Annotated in this window: 18 protein-coding genes; 16 read left to right on the top strand and 2 right to left on the bottom strand. The window is 70.6% G+C overall.

Annotation, left to right across the window (positions count from 1 at the left end; all coding sequences use genetic code 11):
* Positions 1–9: 9 nt before the first annotated feature.
* From LG634_RS07045 to LG634_RS07110, 14 genes are all read left to right on the top strand, one after another.
* Complete coding sequence (locus LG634_RS07045; RefSeq protein WP_226732771.1) at positions 10–462, top strand: phage tail protein; 453 nt, start codon at positions 10–12, stop codon at positions 460–462.
* Positions 459–839 carry a hypothetical protein gene (locus tag LG634_RS07050; RefSeq protein WP_226732772.1) on the top strand — a complete coding sequence of 127 codons (381 nt, stop codon included), beginning with the start codon at positions 459–461 and terminating at the stop codon, positions 837–839. Before LG634_RS07045 ends, LG634_RS07050 begins: the two co-directional genes overlap by 4 nt.
* On the top strand, positions 836–994 hold the full coding sequence (locus tag LG634_RS38190) for a DUF6760 family protein (protein ID WP_308072344.1): 159 nt from the start codon (positions 836–838) through the stop codon (positions 992–994). Before LG634_RS07050 ends, LG634_RS38190 begins: the two co-directional genes overlap by 4 nt.
* Before the next feature lie 231 nt (positions 995–1,225).
* Positions 1,226–3,982, top strand: coding sequence for an eCIS core domain-containing protein (locus tag LG634_RS07055; protein ID WP_264202816.1), 2,757 nt, complete (start codon positions 1,226–1,228; stop codon positions 3,980–3,982).
* A 10-nt stretch (positions 3,983–3,992) separates the two neighbouring features.
* Complete coding sequence (locus LG634_RS07060; RefSeq protein WP_226732773.1) at positions 3,993–4,445, top strand: phage tail protein; 453 nt, start codon at positions 3,993–3,995, stop codon at positions 4,443–4,445.
* Positions 4,442–4,975 carry a phage tail protein gene (locus tag LG634_RS07065; protein ID WP_226732774.1) on the top strand — a complete coding sequence of 178 codons (534 nt, stop codon included), beginning with the start codon at positions 4,442–4,444 and terminating at the stop codon, positions 4,973–4,975. Before LG634_RS07060 ends, LG634_RS07065 begins: the two co-directional genes overlap by 4 nt.
* A gap of 13 nt (positions 4,976–4,988) precedes the next feature.
* Positions 4,989–5,726 carry a LysM peptidoglycan-binding domain-containing protein gene (locus tag LG634_RS07070; RefSeq protein ID WP_226732775.1) on the top strand — a complete coding sequence of 246 codons (738 nt, stop codon included), beginning with the start codon at positions 4,989–4,991 and terminating at the stop codon, positions 5,724–5,726.
* A gap of 16 nt (positions 5,727–5,742) precedes the next feature.
* A complete protein-coding gene (locus LG634_RS07075) occupies positions 5,743–7,668 on the top strand; it encodes a VgrG-related protein (RefSeq protein ID WP_226732776.1) in 1,926 nt (641 codons plus the stop codon).
* Positions 7,669–7,720: 52 nt separating this feature from the next.
* Positions 7,721–8,140 (top strand): GPW/gp25 family protein, encoded by a 420-nt coding sequence (locus LG634_RS07080; protein WP_226732777.1) that lies wholly within the window; start codon positions 7,721–7,723, stop codon positions 8,138–8,140.
* Entirely contained in the window at positions 8,140–10,101 is a 1,962-nt protein-coding gene (locus LG634_RS07085) for a putative baseplate assembly protein (protein ID WP_226732778.1), read from the top strand. Before LG634_RS07080 ends, LG634_RS07085 begins: the two co-directional genes overlap by 1 nt.
* Positions 10,098–10,643, top strand: a complete 546-nt coding sequence (locus LG634_RS07090) for a phage tail protein (RefSeq protein WP_226732779.1) — start codon at positions 10,098–10,100, stop codon at positions 10,641–10,643. The genes LG634_RS07085 and LG634_RS07090 overlap by 4 nt, the downstream gene beginning before the upstream one ends.
* A complete protein-coding gene (locus LG634_RS07100) occupies positions 10,627–12,576 on the top strand; it encodes an NADase-type glycan-binding domain-containing protein (protein WP_308072327.1) in 1,950 nt (649 codons plus the stop codon). The genes LG634_RS07090 and LG634_RS07100 overlap by 17 nt, the downstream gene beginning before the upstream one ends.
* Positions 12,577–12,760: 184 nt before the next feature.
* A complete protein-coding gene (locus LG634_RS07105) occupies positions 12,761–13,918 on the top strand; it encodes a transglycosylase family protein (RefSeq protein WP_308072329.1) in 1,158 nt (385 codons plus the stop codon).
* 14 nt (positions 13,919–13,932) lie between these two features.
* Entirely contained in the window at positions 13,933–14,172 is a 240-nt protein-coding gene (locus tag LG634_RS07110; RefSeq protein WP_226732781.1) for a hypothetical protein, read from the top strand.
* Positions 14,173–14,317: 145 nt separating this feature from the next.
* Here the strand turns inward: LG634_RS07110 and LG634_RS07115 are convergent, their stop codons facing one another.
* Positions 14,318–15,928, bottom strand: coding sequence for a hypothetical protein (locus LG634_RS07115; RefSeq protein ID WP_226732782.1), 1,611 nt, complete (start codon positions 15,926–15,928; stop codon positions 14,318–14,320).
* Between the two features lie 12 nt (positions 15,929–15,940).
* The gene (locus tag LG634_RS07120; protein WP_226732783.1) at positions 15,941–16,570 is read right to left on the bottom strand and encodes a hypothetical protein; all 630 of its coding nucleotides are present in this window, start codon (positions 16,568–16,570) and stop codon (positions 15,941–15,943) included.
* A gap of 204 nt (positions 16,571–16,774) precedes the next feature.
* Here LG634_RS07120 and LG634_RS07125 point away from each other — a divergent pair, with 204 nt between their 5' ends.
* On the top strand, positions 16,775–17,413 hold the full coding sequence (locus tag LG634_RS07125) for a response regulator (RefSeq protein WP_226732784.1): 639 nt from the start codon (positions 16,775–16,777) through the stop codon (positions 17,411–17,413).
* A 131-nt stretch (positions 17,414–17,544) separates the two neighbouring features.
* Positions 17,545–18,237 (top strand): response regulator transcription factor, encoded by a 693-nt coding sequence (locus tag LG634_RS07130; RefSeq protein ID WP_226732785.1) that lies wholly within the window; start codon positions 17,545–17,547, stop codon positions 18,235–18,237.

An 18,237-nucleotide genomic window follows, 5' to 3' on the forward strand; every position in this document is an offset into this window, starting at 1 on the left:
AGACTGCCCGTGTCGGCAGGACTCGGAGACCACGACGCGCTCACAGCGGCACGCTTCTCCATCACCATCGACGGACACGAGATCGCCTCGTTCTCGGAACTGTCGGGCATCACGACCGAAGTGGAGCCCGTCGACTACCTGTCGTCCAACGACAAGGAGATCATCTTCAAGAAGCTGCCCGGCAAGGCCAAGCCGCCCACCGTCGTGCTGCGCCGCGGCAAGACCGCCGGCATGGAGCTGTGGGCCTGGCACCAGTCGGTGCTGGCCGGGAACATCACGAGCGCCCGCCGCAGCTGCTCGCTCGTCATGTACAGCTTCGACGGAAAGCCGGTGGCCCGCTACTACCTCTTCAACGCCTGGCCGTCCAAGCTGGAGATCGGTGCCCTGAAGGCCGGCGCGACGGAGGTCCTCATGGAGACCACCACCCTCGTGTGCGAGAGCATCCAGCGGGTGTCGGCATGACGGACACCCTGCGCACCGAGTACCCGTTCACCCTGCCCCGCGGATACGTCGACCAGAACGGCACCGTCCACCGCGAGGGCGTCATGCGCCTGGCCACCGCCCGCGACGAGATCAGCCCGCAGTCGGACCCCCGGGTCCGCGGCAACCCCGCGTACCTCACCGTCCTCCTGCTGGAGCGCACCCTGGTCGAGCTGGGCGACCTGCCGGAGGTCACCGGCTACGTCGTCGAGAACCTCTTCGCCTCGGACCTGGCCTTCCTGCAGGACCTGTACAAGCGCATCAACCAGCAGGGCACCACCGAGGCCGCGGTCGCCTGCCCCGAGTGCAGCCACGAGTTCGCCGTGGACGTCTCCGGTGATGCCCCGGGGGAATCCTGACGTACGCAGCCGACCGCCTCTGGGAGGAGGCTGCGTACGTGGCGTACTACCTGCACTGGTCCCTCGACCAGGTGCTCGCCCTGGAACACCCGGTACGGGCCCGGATGATCGAGGAGATCGGCAAGATCAACCGGCAGTTGTCCGAAGAGGACTGACCGGGTACGCACCGGCGCCGGCCCCCGCCCGGGGCCCACTGCCCCGCCTGAGGCCCACCGCCCCGCCCGGAGCCCACCGCCGAGCCCGGGGCCGTCAGCCCCGCCCGGGGCCGGGCCCCGGCTTCCGGCCCGGCCCGCACCCGCGGCCGCAGCCGTCTTCCGCCGCGCGCCCCGTGCCGCAGCCCTCGGGCGGCCGTCCCACGACCTCCGGCCCCGCCGGGAAGGAACGAGATGAACTGGCCCTTCCGCCGCCGTGGCGGCACCCCCGCAGCTGCCCGGCCGCCGGCCGCACCCCCGCCCGCCCGGGCCGGATCCGGGCCGGGACCCGCCCCCGCGGTGCCCGCGGAGCCCCCCGCCTGGCGACACCTTCCGCCCCTGTCGGGCCCCCTGACCGGGCCCCGCGGCCGGGCCGCACAGCGCCTCACGGCCGCACCCGTCACCGACCCGACCCTGCGGGCCGCCGACAGCATGCTGGCCACCTCGGGCACGGGCGCCGCCGGCGGGTCCGAGGTGCCCGCCGGCCGTGTGGAGGGCCTGGCGAAACCGGCGCCGCTGCGCCACGTGCAACCGCGCCGCCCCGCGGACGCGGCTCCCGCCCCCGCTCCGGCGGGCCCCCTCGGCCACCCCGGTGCCCGAGCGGCCCAGCCCGGGCCCCTCGGCCCTGCCCCGGCCCTGCCCGCACCCGCCGAGGAGCAGCCCGATCCGCCGGCCGCCCCCGCGCCCCGCCGCGTCGCCCCGGCGCCGCTGCGCGAGCCCGCGCCCGACCTGACCCACGTCACCGACGGCACCGTCGGAGAACCCCGTGCGGCCACCGTGTCCACCCACCCACCGGCCTGGATGAACGCCGGACCCGTCGGCGGCACCGACCTCGCCTCGCTGCTGTTCCCGCAGGCCGGTGACGCCTCCGCGCTCTTCCCCGAGGCTCCGCCGGCTCCCGCGCCGGCCACGGCCGCGCGGCCCGAGCACCCCGTGGGGGACCACCCGGCGAGGCGCCGAAACCTGGGCCAGAGCCGCCGGCTTGGCCTGGGCCCGGCGCTGTCCCACACCCCGCACGCCGACCCGGCGGCCCTCGGAGAGGAGGACGGCAGGCCCCCGCCGGAGCCCGCCGCCAGGGCTGCCGCACCCGAGACCCTGCCGACGCACCCCACCGACCCGCCGGGCCCGGAAACGGCACCGCCGCACCACCACGAGCGCCCCGCCGCGCCCGTCGGCCCGGCCGCCACCCGACCGGACGCCGACGGCACCACCCCGCCCCACCCGGTCGAGACCGGCCCCGCGCCGTCCCGCCCGCCCCTGCACCACCGGGCGACCCCCCGCCCCCCGGCCGGCGCGAGCACGGCGCCCGCCGACCTCGCCCGCGCCGTGTCGAACCTGCACGGCATCGACGTCACGGGCACCGCGCTGCACACGGGGGAGCGGGCCACCCGCATGGCCCGCGACATGGCGGCGAAGGCCTTCACGAAGGACGCCGAGGTCTACCTCCCGGACACCGCCGCCGCCCTCGACTCCCCACGCACCCGGGGGCTCATCGCCCACGAACTGACCCATGTCGCCCAGCAGAAGCGGTACGGCGGCAACCTGCCGCCCGAGAACTCGCCGGCCGGACGCGCCCTCGAAGCCGAGGCCGTCTCCGCCGAGCGCTACTTCCGCGGCGACCCCGGCGCCCCCGCCCCGCTGGTGCACCGCAGGCCGGTCACCGCGTCCCCCGACCCCGAGGAGATCCGCCGCCTCGTCGCCCAGATGACCCCGGCGGCCCCGCCGCCGCCCCCGCCGGCCCCGGAGCCCGTCCCCGAACCCGAGACGCCCGCCCCGCCGCCCGTCCCCGAGCCGTCGTACACCGGCCCGGAGATGTCCTGGACCCCCGAAGGCGGGCTGGTCGACGGAGTCCAGCGGGCCAGCCGCGAGGAGGTCGTCGACGAGTACCTTGCCGAGCTCAACCATGCGATCAGCCGCAAGGGCGAACAGCGCAAGCTCACCACCCATGACCTGGAGACGAACCAGGAGCACCGGGAAATGATCGGCTTCCTCATGGGCGAGGGCAAGCACCGGGAGAAGGCCACCCGCGAGGAGATCATCCTCGAGTTCCTGGCCGACGAGGAGTTCAAGCGGCGCCGCTCGCGCGGGGACGCACCGCCCCTGTCGCAGTCCGACATCCTGACCGACCCGGACCTGAAGGAAGCGCTGGATTTCCGTATCGCCGAAGCGATCAGGAAGAAGAGGCTCGTCCAGGGCGACAACGACGACGACGTCCGGGAGGACCGCGACATCCACTGGCTCAAGGGCCAGATGGGGCTGGGCATCGTCCAGGCGCTCGCCTCCGAGGTCGGCATCAAACTGGACCGCAAGCGCCGGGACGCGCTGCGCCAGTACTTCGGAGGGCGTCCGCCGAAGGAGCATGCGGAACAGGACGCCGACCCGGCGGCGGAAGGCCTCCCGGTGACGTCGGGAGCGCTGGACGCCCTCGGGCCGTCCGCCGTGCCCGAGGCCGCGGACGGGGCGGCACGGCCGCTCCCGCCCTGGGCCCGGGACAACCGACCTGCAGCCCCCGCACAGCAGTCCCTTAAGGGACCGGCCGAAGACAATGGGGCATCGGCGCCCGCGCCCACCGCCGGCCGCAAGGACCGGCCGCTCCCGCCGTGGGCGCGGACCGCCTCCGCACCGGCCGTCGCGGAGTACGGGGACGAGGACGAGGACCCCGGCACCACCCCCGGATCGGGTCTCGACGTCTGGAACGAGGTCAAGAACGCGCTGCGGGCGGCGGCCAGGTCCGAATTCCTGCCGCCGTCCGACAAGAAGGCAGAACCGGACAAGAAGAAGGACGCCGAGGACGGCGGCGGCACACCCCCGGCCCTCGCGGTCGACGCGTTGGGAGACGACCAGGTGAACGACCTGGCCCAGCGCCTCTACCCGAAGGTCCGGGACATGTGGAACAGCGAGCAGCACCTGCGCTCGGCCGTCAAGCAGGAACGCTACGGATACAGGTATTAGGAGCCCACACATGCCACTGAACGACGACAGCACGCTCGCACTCGCCAACCGGTTCTTGGTGCACATCGAAAACGCCGAGTACAACCTGGGCAGTTGGGCCCAGGTCCAGGGCCTCGACGTGCAGTGGAAGATGGCCGACTACCGGGCCGGGGACGCCGGCAACGACCGCTGGTACTTCCCCGGTTTCACCGAGTACACCCCCCTCAAGCTCACCCGGGCGGCGTGCAGCGATTCCTCGAAGGTCCAGGCCTGGCTGTCCAGCAACTCCTTCAAGAGCAAGGCTCAGACAGGTCACATCACTCTGATGGACCCGCACAACAAGCCCGTCATCAAGTGGGAGATGCGGCGCATCATCCCCGTCAAGTGGTCCATCGCCAGCTTCGAGGCGGGCCAGAGCAAGGTGGCGCTGGAGACCCTGGAACTCCAGCACCTGGGCTTCCTCTCCGACGACGTCGCAGCATGACCGAGTCCCCCATGATCCAGCCCGTCACCCCCCCGACCGGCTCCGGCAGCCGCTGGGCGCAGGGCGACTGGCACGTCGACAAGGCCATGCTCGGCATGGCAATGCGCTTCAGGGTGGTCGTGGACGGCGTGCGGGACCTCGGCCACTGGTCCTCGTGCCGTGGGCTCAGCGTCTCCTTCGAGCACGAGGAGATCGAGTGCGGCGGCAACTACGAAAACGTCGTCATCCTCCCCAAGCGCATGAAGTACGGCACGATCACGCTCCAGCGGGCAGTGAAGTCCGGCGACACGCAGATGCTGGAAGGCTGGCTCCGGCAGGTCAGGGACGACTGGTACGGCTACGAGTTCGGCCAGGCCGAGTACTCGGGCGCCACCGCCGAAATCATCCTGATGGACGCCCACAACAACCGTGTCCACTCCTGGAGCCTGCGCGGCGTGTTCCCCAGGAACTGGAAGGGTCCGGACCTGGACGCCGACACCAACAAGGTCGCGCTGGAGACCCTCGAACTGGCCCACCAGGGTTTCTACTAGGAGACGCACGGCCATGACCACGACGAACGCAGCCCTGATCTGCAAGCAGCCCTCCATGCCCGGAGCGGTGCCCTTCCTCCTCAACCCCGACAAGATCACGATCAGTCGCGAGGTGGGCTACCGCTCGCACGGCAGCAGTTCGGCGAACGGCTCCCAGCAGGGCGAGACCGGCACCTCGTTCCAGCGCGCCGAGGCCCTGAAGATCAACCTGAGCGACGTGGTCTTCACCGGCCCGGAGACGAAGGAGCTGTGCGACCAGCTGCTCAACTGGATGAGCCCCGGAGGCGGCGCCGCCGGCCAGGTTTCCGCCGCCAAGCACGTCCAGAAGCGCAGCGCGCTCTCCCGGTACGGCTTCCTCGACGACGACTCGTACAACCAGCTGCCCGTCGTCACCTTCACCTACGGGCCGCCGATGCAGGGCTTCTACTACAACGTGGTGCTGCTCAGCGCGTCGATCAACTACCAGCGCTTCACCCGCGCCGGCATTCCGATCCGGGCCCGCGCGACGATCCAGATGAAGGAGCAGCCCACCCTGCTCGGCACCCTCCCGACCAACCCCACCTCGGGCGGTCTGCCCGGCCGGCGCGCCTACACCGTCACCGAGGGCGAGGACCTGGTGAACCTCGCCCGGTCCCAGTACGGCAGCACCTCGCACTGGCGCAAGGTCGCCGACGCCAACGCCATCGACGATCCGCTGCGCATGCGGCCAGGGACGACCGTCTATCTGCCCAGCCCCCAGGAACTCGCCTGACCGCCGGAGGAACACCGTGAAACTGAAGCCCTCGGCGATCGCCTCCGCGACCACGCCACCCGTCAGCCGCCCAGGGCCGGCCCGCGCCGACGTGCGCATCGGCGCGACGCTGCCGACGGAAGTGCCCGGACGGCTGGAGCAGATGATCGTACGGGTGGTGGTCGACACGCACCTCCACCTGCCCGGCATGTTCGAGATCACGTTCCTCGACAACAGCGGCTGGGCGGCCGAACAGCTCGACGTCGGGCACAAGGTCGAGATCTGGGCCACCGGCGGCAGCGCCCCGCTCATCCACGGCAAGATCACCACGCTGGAGGCGGTCTGCGAGGAACTGGTCACCTACGTCGTCGCCCGCGGCTACGACCTCTCCCACGTCCTCCAGCGGTCCCGGCGCACCCGGACCTTCGTCAACACCAAGGACTCCGACATCGCGCAGCAGATCGCGGAGGCGGCCCGCCTGAACATCGGGACGATCGACGAGACCCAGTACGTCCACGGGCACCTCGCCCAGGTCGCCCAGACGGACTGGGACTTCCTCCAGGCCCGGGCCCGGGCCAACGGCTTCGAAATGGGCATGACGGGCAAGGAGTTCCACTTCCGCCGGGCCGCGGCCGGCGCGGCCGGGGCGGGTCCCAAGGGCGCGAAGGGCCCCAAGGGCGTGGGTAAGCCGGCTGCGCTGCCCGACACGGCGGCCGAGCCCACCCTCACCTTCCGCGACAACCTGCTCTCCTTCCGGCCCCGGCTCGTCGCCCCCGAAATGCTTCCCGACCAGGTGGAAGTGCGCACCTGGGACGAGGAGAACACCGAAGTGGTCGTCGCCACCGCACCGGTACGGCCCGTCACCCCCGACGCCGGGGCCGCCACGGCACCGTCCGCGCCCGCACTTCCCGCCGGGAAGTTCAAGATGGGCGGCCTCCTCGCCGGCGACACCCACGTCGTGGTGAACCACCCGGTGGGCGCCGGCGCGGACATCGCCGTCGCCGCCGAGTCGCTCGCCGCCGGTACTGCCGAGCGGATCGGCGCCACGTCCGCGCAGGCCGAGGGGTTCGCCTTCGGTGACAGTGCCATCCAGGCCGGCGGGACGGTCCAGGTGGAAGGCGTACCCGGACCCTTCTGCGGGACCTGGACCGTCACCCACGCCCGCCACACCTTCAGCGACGACGACGGCGGCCACTTCACCCGCTTCACCGTCAGCGGCGCGGACACCGGCCTCCCCACCGGACCTGCCGGCGGCCCCGCCGCCGACGCCGACCGGCGGGCCGGCCTGATGTGCGGCATCGTCACCAACGTCGCCGACCCCACCGGCCGCAACCGCATCAAGGTCCGTCTCGACCTGCTGTCCCCGGACTACGAGACCGACTGGGTCCGCGTCGTGCAGCCGGGCGGCAACCGTGGCGCCGTGATCTTCGTGCCGGAGGTCGGGGACGAGGTCCTGGTCGCGTTCGAATGGGACGACGTCAACCGGCCCGTCGTCCTCGGCGGCATGCGCAACGGCGCCAGCACCCTCACCCTCGGCGGCGCCGCCGTCGAACGCAAGGGCGACCGCGGCGACGTGATGCGCCGCGGCCTCGTCAGCAGCAGCGGCAGCCGGCTCGCGTTCGTGGAAGTGCCGCCCAACCGCTCTCCGCTGCGCGAACAGTCCGCCATCGTCCTCGCCACCGCCCAGGGCGACCTGGGCCTGACCATCGACCAGACCACCGGCCAGGTGCTGCTCACCTGCAAGCCGCAGACCGGCAAGACCCGCGGCAAGGGCGACCTGACCATCTCCACCGACGGCACCGGCGCCATCACCATCGACGCCGGCAAGCAGGGCGTCGTCAACGTGACCGGCAGCGACATCAGTGTCCGCGCCACCAAGAGGCTCGAACTGGCCAGCAACGGCGACCTGGAGATCAAGGGCACCAAGGTCAAGGTCACCGGCACCACCATCGACCTCAACTGACCCAGCCCACCCACCCGTTCACCCCCCACGCGCGCGACCCGAGGACACCGACATGGCTGCGAACAGAGCAGACGACTTCATAGGCGCCGGCTGGGCCTTCCCCATGGGGGTGGGACCCACCGGCGGCATCGCCCTGGTCCGGCGCGAAACCGAGCTGGAACAGGCCATGAAGCTCATCCTGTCGACGTACCCGGGCGAACGCCCGATGCGTCCGGGCTTCGGCTGCCGGCTCCGCGACTACGTCTACCGCGACACCGGTCACCAGACCATGGCCATGCTCGCCGAGGAAGTGCGCACCGCGCTCATCGGCTGGGAGCCCCGGATCGACGTCCTCAGCGTGTGGGCGGCACCCGCCCCGGACGAACCGAGCCTGGTCCACATCGACATCGTCTACGGCATCAAGGCCACCAACGACCGCCGGAACCTGGTGTTCCCGTTCTACACGATCCCGGAAGAGGAAGAGGACTACTGATGGCGCTCCCGTCGCCCGATCTCGACGACCGCCGGTTCCAGGACCTGGTGGACGACGCCAAGCGCATGGTCATGCGCCGCTGCCCGGAATGGACCGACCACAACGTCTCGGACCCGGGCGTCACGCTCATCGAGACGTTCGCGTTCATGACGGACCAGCTGCTGTTCCGGCTCAACCGGGTCCCGGACCGCATGTACGTGAAGTTCCTCGAACTCCTCGGCGCCCGGCTGCTGCCACCGGTACCCGCGCAGGCCCCCGTCACGTTCTGGCTGTCCGCCCCGGCGACCACGGCGGTGACCGTGCCCTCCGGGACCAACGTGGCCACCCTGCGCACCGAGACCGAGCGGTCCGTCGTCTTCGCCACCCGGCACGAACTGCGACTGCCGCCCGCCGCGCTCCGGCACCTCATGACCCTGGAAGCGGGACCCGGCACGCTGCTCGCCCGCGACGAGCAGCACCGCCTCCGGGTCGGCTTCCCGGCCTTCGGCGCGCAGGCACCGGCCGTCGACGACTGTCTCCTGGTGGGCCTGACCGACGCCGTGCCCCGGGCCGTCCTCAGCCTCGACTTCACGTGCGGCATCCAGGGCGTGGGCGTCGACCCCGACCACCCGCCGCTGGTGTGGGAGGCCTGGGACGGCGACGACTGGCAGCCCTGCCGGGTGTACTCCGACGACACCGGCGGCCTGAACCGGCCCGGCGCCGTCGTCCTCCAGGTCCCGGCCGGCCACCACGCGAGCATCCTCGACGGCCGGCGTGCCGGCTGGCTCCGCGCCCGCGTCACCGCCCCCCGGCCCGACTGCCCCGCGTACAGCACCTCGCCCGTCGTCGACTCGATGGACGTGTCCGTGATCGGCGGCACCGTCGACGCCGTCCACGCCGAGATCATCCACGACGACGACCTCGGCGTCTCCGACGGCACCGCCAACCAGCGCTTCCAGGCCTCCCACACCCCCGTCCTGGCCACCGCCGTCCCCGCGGTCGTCGAGGTCAGCGGCGAGGACGGCTGGACCCGCTGGACCGCGGTCGACCACTTTGCGGCCAGCGGCCCCGACGACCTGCACTACGTCATCGACAGCACCAACGGCACGGTCTGCTTCGGCCCGATGGTGCGTCAGCCGGACGGCACCATGCGCCGCTACGGAGCCGTTCCCGCCAAGGAGTCGACGGTGCGCCTCGCCCGCTACGCCACCGGCGGCGGAGCCGTCGGCAACGTCGGGCGCGGGGCCATCCGTACCCTCAAGTCCTCCATCCCCTTCATCGCCCGCGTCGAGAACCTCGCCGCGGCCACCGGCGGGGTGGACGGCGAAACCGTGGAGGAGGTCAAGTCCCGTGCGCCGATGCTGATGCACACGCGCGGCCGTGCGGTGACCGCCGAGGACTTCGAGGTCATCACCCGTGAGGCCGCCCCGGAGCTCGCCCGGGTGCGCTGCCTGACCGCGGACGAGGCCGGGCTGCCCGCGGGCACGGTCAAGGTCCTGGTGGTCCCCGGTCTGCCCGACGAACCCGGCCCCGCCCGCTTCGCCGACCTCAAGCCCCGGCGGGGCACGCTGGACACGGTGGCCCGCCGGCTGGAGGAGCGCCGGCTCGTCGGCACCACCGTGCTGGTCGAGCCGCCCCTGTACCGGGGCGTCACGGCAGTGGCCCGGCTGCGGGCCGTCCCCGGCGCCAAGACCGACCGGGTCACCGACGACGCCCTGAACGTCCTCTACCGCTACCTCAACCCGGTCACGGGCGGACCCGACGGCACCGGCTGGCCGTTCGGCCGCCCGGTCCAGGCGGGCGACCTCTACGCGGTCCTCCAGCAGGTGGACGGCGTGGGCATCGTCGAGGACGTACGCCTGTTCAACGCCAACCCGGTCACCGGCGCCCGCGGTGAGGAGACCGACCGCGTCACGCTCGACCCGGACAGCCTGGTCTTCTCCTTCGAGCACCAGGTCCTCGTGGAAGGCAGCGGCGCATGAGGGGCACCGTCGCGGGTCTCGTCACGCCCTACCCGATCGGCAGCTACCTGCCGGCCGTCTACCAGGAGGACTCCTTCGCCCAGCGGTTCACCGGCGGCCTCGACGACGTGCTCGCCCCCGCGATCGCCGTGCTCGACTCTCTGGAGGCCTACGCCGACCCGGACCTGGCGCCCGTGGACTTCCTCCCGTGGCTCGCCGCCTGGCTCGGTGTGACCGTGGAGGAGACGCTCCCCGAGGACGCCCGGCGGGCGCGGGTCAAGCACGCGGCCGAGTCGTTCGTCGTCCGGGGTACGTACGAGGGCCTGCGGAGTGCGCTGCACACCCTGACGGGTTCCTGGCTGGAGGTGCGGGACAGCGGCGGCGTGCGGTGTTCCGACCGGGCCGGCGGCTGCGACCCGGCCGCCGCCGAGCCGCGGGTCGCGGTCCTGCTGCCGCAGGCCCTGGCCGACCGGCGGGAAGCGGTCGAGTCGCTGGTCGACGGGGCCGTGCCGGCGCACGTCCTGCGTTCCGTGGAGTTGCCGGACGATGACCACGTGTCGTAAGTGCGGGTTCAACAACCACGCGAGTGACAAGTTCTGCGGCTCGTGCGGATCCTTCCTCGAGTGGACCGGCAAGAAGCAGAAGATCGACCTGCCCGAGGACCTGCGGCAGGAGGCCGAGCAGCAGGCGCAGGGCCCGACGCCGTCCGCGTTCGCGCGGATGCAGCGGGGCCTCTACGTCGACGTCGGCAGCCGGGACGCGCTCCCGGGCCGCACCGGGCCCGCGGGCGTCCCCGGCATGCCGATGGGAGGCATGGGCGGCCCTCCGGGCATGGGTGGCATGCCCGGCATGGGGGGCCCGCCCGGGATGGGGCGGCCGCCGGGCATGGGCGGTCCTCCCGGCATGGGCGGTCCTCCCGGGATGGGGGGCCCTCCCGGGATGGGGCGGCCGCCGGGCATGGGTGGTCCTCCCGGCATGGGCGGTCCGCCGGGTTTGGGCGGTCCTCCCGGCATGGGCAGGCCGCCGGCTTTCGCGGACGACGACGATGAGGACGAGGACGACAAGTTCCTTTCGTCCTTGCTGAAGGGCAAGGACGGCGGCCCGGGAGGCAAGGGAGGAGCGGATGACGACGAGGAGGATGCGGAAGAGGAGGACGACTGGCTCGCGGCGCTCCTCAAGGACGACGAGGACGACGAGAAGGACGGCGAATCCGGCAAGGACGACGAGGGGGACGACTGGCTCGCGGCGCTCCTCAAGGACGACGAGGACGGCGAGGACGGCGAGGAGGAAGAGAAGGGGGGGCCGGAGGACGAGGACGGGCAGCCGTCGGGCGCAGCCGATGAAGACGACGAGGACGCCTGGCTGGCCGAACTCCTTGAGGACGACGAGGACGACGAGGACGACGAGGACGGGGGGGACGGAAAGGCCCGCGGAGACGAGGCCGACGACGCCGGCGACCGGGAGGTGGACGAGGGCGACGCGGTCCGGGAAGCGGAGGACGGCGCGGACGCCGAGGACGAGGACGCCTGGCTGTCCGAACTCATCGAGGACGACGAGGACGAAGCACGCGGGGACGCGGACGACGACGAACTTCCGGCTCTCCCGGGTGACGGGGAGGACGAGTGCGAACCCGGCCTCGTGGCTCCGGCCGAGCCCGAGACCCGGCGGCCCGTTCCCCACCGCAGCCGGGCCACCCGTCCCGCGCTGCCCGGCGACCTCGTGTGCCCGGAGTGCGGCGAGAACAACGACGAGGAGCGGAAGTTCTGCAGCCGCTGCGGATCGTCGCTGGAGCAGGCCGAAGAGGCCACGCTGCCCTGGTGGCCGCGGTTCTGCGCGCGTTTGCGCCCCGGCCCGACCGTTCTGGCCGCCGGTCAGCGGCCGGGGCAGGCGGGCGTACGGGACAAGCGCCGTTTCGCCCCGTCCGCCCTGCTGGGGCCCACTCGCCTCATCGGCAGCGTCGCCCTGTTCACCCTGGTCACGCTCTACATGGTCCACCCGCCCTTCCGTACGTACGTGACCACGGAGGCACGGGAGGTGCAGACGAGGCTGAAGGCCACGGTCAAACCCGAATTCGAGCCGGTCAATCCCGTGCACGTGGAAGACGACAGCTCCGGTGACCCCGCCCACTCGGGGTCCCTCGCCTTCGACAACTGGTCGGACACCTTCTGGCTGTCCAAGGCCGAGGGCGACCAAGGGGTGAAGCTCACCTTCGCCGAGCCGGTCGACCTGACGCACCTGGTGGTCCGCAACGGCGCCTTCCCGGACTTCAAGGCGTACGACCGGGCCAAGGAGTTGGAGATCTCCTACTCGAACGGCCAGACGCAGAAGGTGACTTTGCAGGACAAGAGCGAAGAGCAGTCGGTGGAGCTCGACGCGCGCGGCAAGGCCGACTGGATCAAGGTCCGGGTGGTCGGCGCGTACGGCACGAGGCCGGGCAACATGGTGGCCCTGTCGGAGCTTGAGTTCAACACTACGGTCCGGGGCTATTTGTTCTGACGGAGCGTCAATGGCCGAGCGGTCCTCGCCTTTTGGGGCGGGGACCGCTTGCGTATAGCCGGGCGTTAAGCCGCCACTGCCTACCGTGACATCACGTCGCTTTTCCCAGGCACCGGTTGACCGAGCAGGGAGGTGACCCCACCCACACACGGACAGTCGCGCAGGCGGCGCAGAGGAGGAAACCATGCTTGGAAAAGGAACGGGCCGGCGCCGCCGCCCCAGGATCACGTGCACCCGGCGCGTGGCGGCCGCGGCGGGCGTGACGGGAGCGGGCATCGCGCTTCCCCTGATGTTCAGCGGCACCGCGGAGGCGGCCAGCGCGGAGTCCTGGGCGAAGGTGGCCACGTGTGAAAGCGGCGGCGACTGGGCGATCGCCACGGGCAACGGGTATTACGGCGGTCTGCAGTTCTCGCCGAGCACCTGGGAGGCCTTCGGAGGACACCAGTACGCCCCGAACGCGCATCAGGCCACGAAGGAACAGCAGATCGAGATCGCCGAGAAGGTGCTCGCGGGGCAGGGCCGGGGGGCCTGGCCGCATTGCGGGAAGTCCCTGGACGACAAGCCGTGGGAGGGGGGCGGGCAGTCCGGGGAGAAGGGAGACCAGAAGCAGGACGAGAAGCAGGTCAAGGGCCAGGGTGACGGCGCCTCCGGCGCGGACAGTGGTTCCGCCCAGGGCTCCGGCAGCTACACCGTGCAGCCGGGCGACACCCTGTCGGACATCGCGCTCGACCACGGACTGGACGGCTGGCGCCCGCTCTACGACGCCAACACGTCGGTCCTCACCGACCCGAACCAGATCCAGCCCGGCCAGCACCTCACCGTCCCGGGCGGCGGCTCGGCCTCCTCGGACGCGACCGCTCCGAAGGGCAAGCCGGAAGACAAGCCGGGAGGCAAGCCGCCCGCCGAGACGGACGACGACACCGCCGTCCTGCCGGTCCAGGGCAGCATCAGCCAGGGCTACGGTGCCCCGGGCAACTACACCCTGGGCATCCACACGGGCGTCGACTACCAGGCGCCAGCCGGCACGTCCGTGGCCTCCATCCTCGACGGCGAAGTCGTGGAGGTCGGCTACAACGGCGCCTACGGCAACCAGGTGACCATCAGGCACGAGGTCGACGGCGAGGAGCGGTTCTCGTCATACGCCCACCTGCAGGGTTTCGCCGTCCAGGAGGGCGACCGGGTGGAGGGCGGTGACCAGATCGGCTTCGTGGGCAGTACGGGCAACAGCAGCGGCCCCCACCTGCACCTTGAGGTCGGCACGTCCGAGGACACCTTCACGGACCGCATCAACCCGGTGGCCTTCCTCGCGTCCCAGGGCGCCCCGCCCGCCGCGGCGGCCTGACGGAGGGAGACACAGTGATCCGGCACGACATCTTCCAGCAGGACATGCTGCGCACCCGCCCCGCCGACGAACAGGAGGAACAGGCCGCCCGCGAGGTCGTGGCCTCCCGCTCCCGGGACGCCGCCGACTGCGAAATCCTCCTCGGCATGCTGGGCCTGCTCCGCGAACCGCCGCCCCCGGAGCCGGACCCCACCCCCCGCATCCACGTCCTGGGCCCCCTGCTGGAGGGCAGACGAGGAAGCCTCCGCGCCTGACCGACCGAGTACGCCGATCCCCCGGTGCCCCATGGGCACCGGGGGATCGGCGCATGCGCGAAGGGATCGTGGAAGCCGGCATGCGAACGCGACCTCTGATGAGCAACGGCCAGTAGCCGTGATCGTCAGAGGTCGCGTCCTGCTGTTATTCGGAATCGCTGTCGGGAAGGATGGGATCCACCGAGTAGATGCTGCTGCCCACCTGGAACTCCTTGAAGGCGATGTAGAATTCCTTTCCGTGTTCCCTCGTCTTTCCGTTGCAGGTGATCACAGTATTTTTGCTTGGCGGAGAGATCTTTACGCCGAGACCGCCTGCCGTCTTGACGAACTCGGTGTAATATGTGCCGCCGGTTGCGCCCGCTTTATCGAAGTCGGAGCCGAACCGGACCTTCTTCTTGTGGATTCCCAGGACGTCTGTACCTTTCTCGCATCGAACCCTCCAGGTTGCCGAGCCGTCGCTCTTCGGCTTCGGGGCTGCAGGTTTGGGTTTGGCCCCGTTTTCCGTTGCGGTCCGGTTGTCGTGCTCCACGCGCTCGTCATCCGAATGCGTGGGAGATGGCATTCCCCTCTGCTGTGCGGACGGAATCTTGCTGTTCTTCACCCGTTGCTCGTGGCGCACGGACGTTGCGACGTTGCTGCCGGGGAGGGCGAGAGCGACGAACTCGTCGAACTCTTTTACCAGTGCACCTGCGACCATGCGGTGGACCGAGTCCTCCGTTTCCTCCTCGGACAGGGAGAGTTCGATGTCTTCCTTTCCCTGCTCGATCATCCAGCTGGATGCCGCGTCGATGAAGCTTTCCATGCTCGCCTCGGAGCTCTTCTCCCAATAGCCGCCGGGCGGGTTGTCATCGAGCGAGAACGTGAGGTTGAGCAATCCCTTGTCGGCCCCGAACTTCAGGACCAGCCAGCATGTGAGGCAGTTGCGCATGGTCCCGGCGATCGTCGCCTTGTAGGTCTTGCCCGATCTGAGCAGTGCGGTGGCGAGTGCCTGTTCGGCATGGCAGTCCCCCTGCGTGGTGAGCCAGAAGACCTTGGACGTGGTCTTCTTGTTCAGCAGCCACTCGGAGCACTGGAAGGAATTGCCGCCCTCTTGGATGGCGCCCTTGTAGGCGATCGTCTCGAGTGCCGCGAGGAAATTTTCCATCTCGTTCTGGTTGATGGCTCCGCTGGCCTTCGTACCTGCGTAGGTGGGCTCGTTGATCAGCTTGTTCAACTCCCTGACCTTGTTCGCCTTGTGGGCGTTGTATGCCTCTGACGGCAGCTGCAGATTCCATTCCGACCCGGCGAGCTCCTTCGCGTAGGACTCGATGAGCTCGCGCAAGTTGATGTTCTTTTTCAGGATGGCCTGGGCGTCGCACTGGTTGGCCGCTATCACGATGCTGCCGTCATCGAAGAGCATGGCCTGCATCTCGGCGCTCACCGCGAGCTTTTCATAGAGAGCAGTGCACAGGCGGGTGGCAAGGGTCTTGGCGACTTCCTTCCGTTTCTGCGGGTTGCGGAGAACCCAGTCGACCTGGAAAGTTCCCGCTTGATTGCCTCCCGGGCTCACCTGCCACGTCGGTCCGTCATCAGCCAGCGGTGTCGCCGTCCCCTCGATGCGCTTCGCTATGGCACTCACCATCAGTTCGCCCTTCTTGGCGAAGGCCTGTTCGAGCTGCAGGAGCTTTTCTTCCTCTTGGGGCAACCCGTACCAGTTCAGCAGCTTGCCGGCCACCCTGACTGCTTTCTCCTTGTAGTCCTCTTCCGATTTTTCCATGTTCAGATCCTCCTACTTCTTCTTTGCTGACGCGACGGCCTCGCGCAGGGCCTCGAACAAGATTTCCGCGTTGCGCTCCGGGTCGATTCCCGCGGGCGTCACTTCCGAAAGTGCCGCCGTGTACGTGTGCAGCAGGGCGGGGAGCGAGAATTCCCCACTTTTTGAGGTGATGTCGGTCTTCCTCGTGGTGGTGCGGTCCTTCTTCGGGTTGTTCCGTTCTTGCCCCGTCCCAGGCGGTGGCGGAGTCGTACCGTCGAGTCCGCCTCCGTCAAGGGCGGGCGAAGGTACGTCGGGGAGCCACTGGGTCCCGTCCCACCGGTACCGCGCACGCTTCGGGCCGAAGGGGCCGGTCGGCAGGTGCTGCCAGTCCGTGCCGGCGTACGGGTCGGGCACGTTCCGGAGGCAGGCGTGGTTCTTGATGGCGGCGACGATCCCGTCGGCTGCGGTGCCGGCGAACTCGACCTCCGTCGTCAGGTACGTCCAGACCTCCTGGACGCTCGCGTCCGTTTCCATCACGGCGCATGCGGCGGGATCCGACGCCAGTGCCCCACGGAGCGCGGTTTCGAAGGCGGCCCAGTCGGTGGCCTGCGTTTCGTACAGGCGTGTTGTTGCGGCGGCGCAAGCCCAATACGTCAGATTCATCAATGGTCTCCTCGGAGTCCGTATCCATCGGCTGCGTGGGCGAGTGTGCTGCCGCGGCGGCCGAGGACCCTTCACCGAAGAGGCAGACCATCGGGTGCTGCCAACGCCCTCCGCTCCTGCCGAGCCGCCCAGGCGGCCGGGGGCTATCCTCGGGAGGGAGAGCCCGTCCCGCGGTGCTGCCCACGAGTCCGAGGTGAGGCCTCCATGACGGAACGCACCCGGGTGGTCATCGCCGACGATCACCCGCTGTACCGCGAAGGTGTGCGCCGCGCGCTCGCGTGGAGCGGGACCATCGACGTCGTGGGCGAGGCGTCGAGCGGCCGTGAAGCCCTGAAGATGATCAAGGACCTGACCCCCGACGTCGCACTCGTCGACTTCCGGATGCCCGACATGGACGGCATCGCCGTCACCCGCTCCGTGGCCCAGTGGAAGCTGGAGACCCGCGTCGTCATCGTGAGCGCCTTCCAGAACAGCGAGCTGGTCTTCCGGGCGCTCGAAGAAGGCGCCGCCGGGTACCTGCTCAAGGACGCCAAGCGGACCGAGCTGGTCGAGGCGGTCCGCCAGGCCGCCCTGGGCAAGACGGTGATCCCCCCGGAGCTCGCCGGCGGCGTCGCGGAGGAGATCCGCATGCGCGCCCAGTCCGGCGGACCCGTGTTCACCGCCCGCGAGCTGGAGGTCCTGCGCGACTTCGCGGAGGGCATGAGCATCCCGCAGATCGCCCAGAAGCTCTTCCTCGCCCCCAGCACCATCAAGACCCACGCCCAGCACCTCTACGAGAAGCTCGGGGTGAGCGACCGGGCCGCCGCCGTGGCGGAGGGCATGCGCCGCGGCCTGCTGGACTGACCCGTCCACCGATCGGGGGGCCCGCACTCTCCGACCGGTTCCCTCGATCACCTGATCCGGCCCCGCCGCCGGCGGCGCACTCTGGATCCGAGGGCGCCGGCGAGGCGCCACCGAGGGCACGGAGACGGGCTATGGCTTGGACGCGCGTGACAGTGATCGAGGACGACGCGGAGATCCGCGAGTTCCTCTCGGCCTCCCTGCGGAAGATGAAGTACGACGTCCACGCCGTCGCCCGCGGCACCGACGGCCTGAGCCACGCCGCCGCCTCCGCCCCCGGCGGAGTGATCATCCTCGACCTCGGGCTCCCGGACATCGACGGCCTGGACGTCCTGAAGATGCTCCGCGCCACCGTCAACACCCCGGTCCTGGTGGCCAGCGCCCGGGACGACGAGAGCCACATCGTCCGGGCCCTGGACCTCGGCGCCGACGACTACGTCGTCAAGCCGTTCTCCGCCGAACACCTCGACGCCCGCATCCGGGCCGTCCTGCGGCGCACCGGGGACCGGCGCCAGGAGAGCGCGTACCACGTCGGCGGTCTCACCGTCGACATGGAGGCCCACACGGCCACGCTCGACGGCCGGGACCTGGAGATGCGCCCCAAGGAGTTCCGCCTGCTGGCCTACCTCGCCCGCAACGCAGGGCGCGTGGTGAGCAAGGACGAACTGCTCGGCGAGATATGGGACGACGCGTTCGGGGCCAGTGAGAAGACCATCGACGTGCACCTGTCCTGGCTGCGCCGCCGGCTGGGGGAGACCGCCGCCGAGCCGCGCTACCTCCACAGCGTGCGCGGCGTCGGCGTGAAGATCGTGGAACCGGCAGCCTGA

Source organism: Streptomyces bambusae (assembly GCF_020532645.1).
Lineage (GTDB): Bacteria > Actinomycetota > Actinomycetes > Streptomycetales > Streptomycetaceae > Streptomyces > Streptomyces bambusae.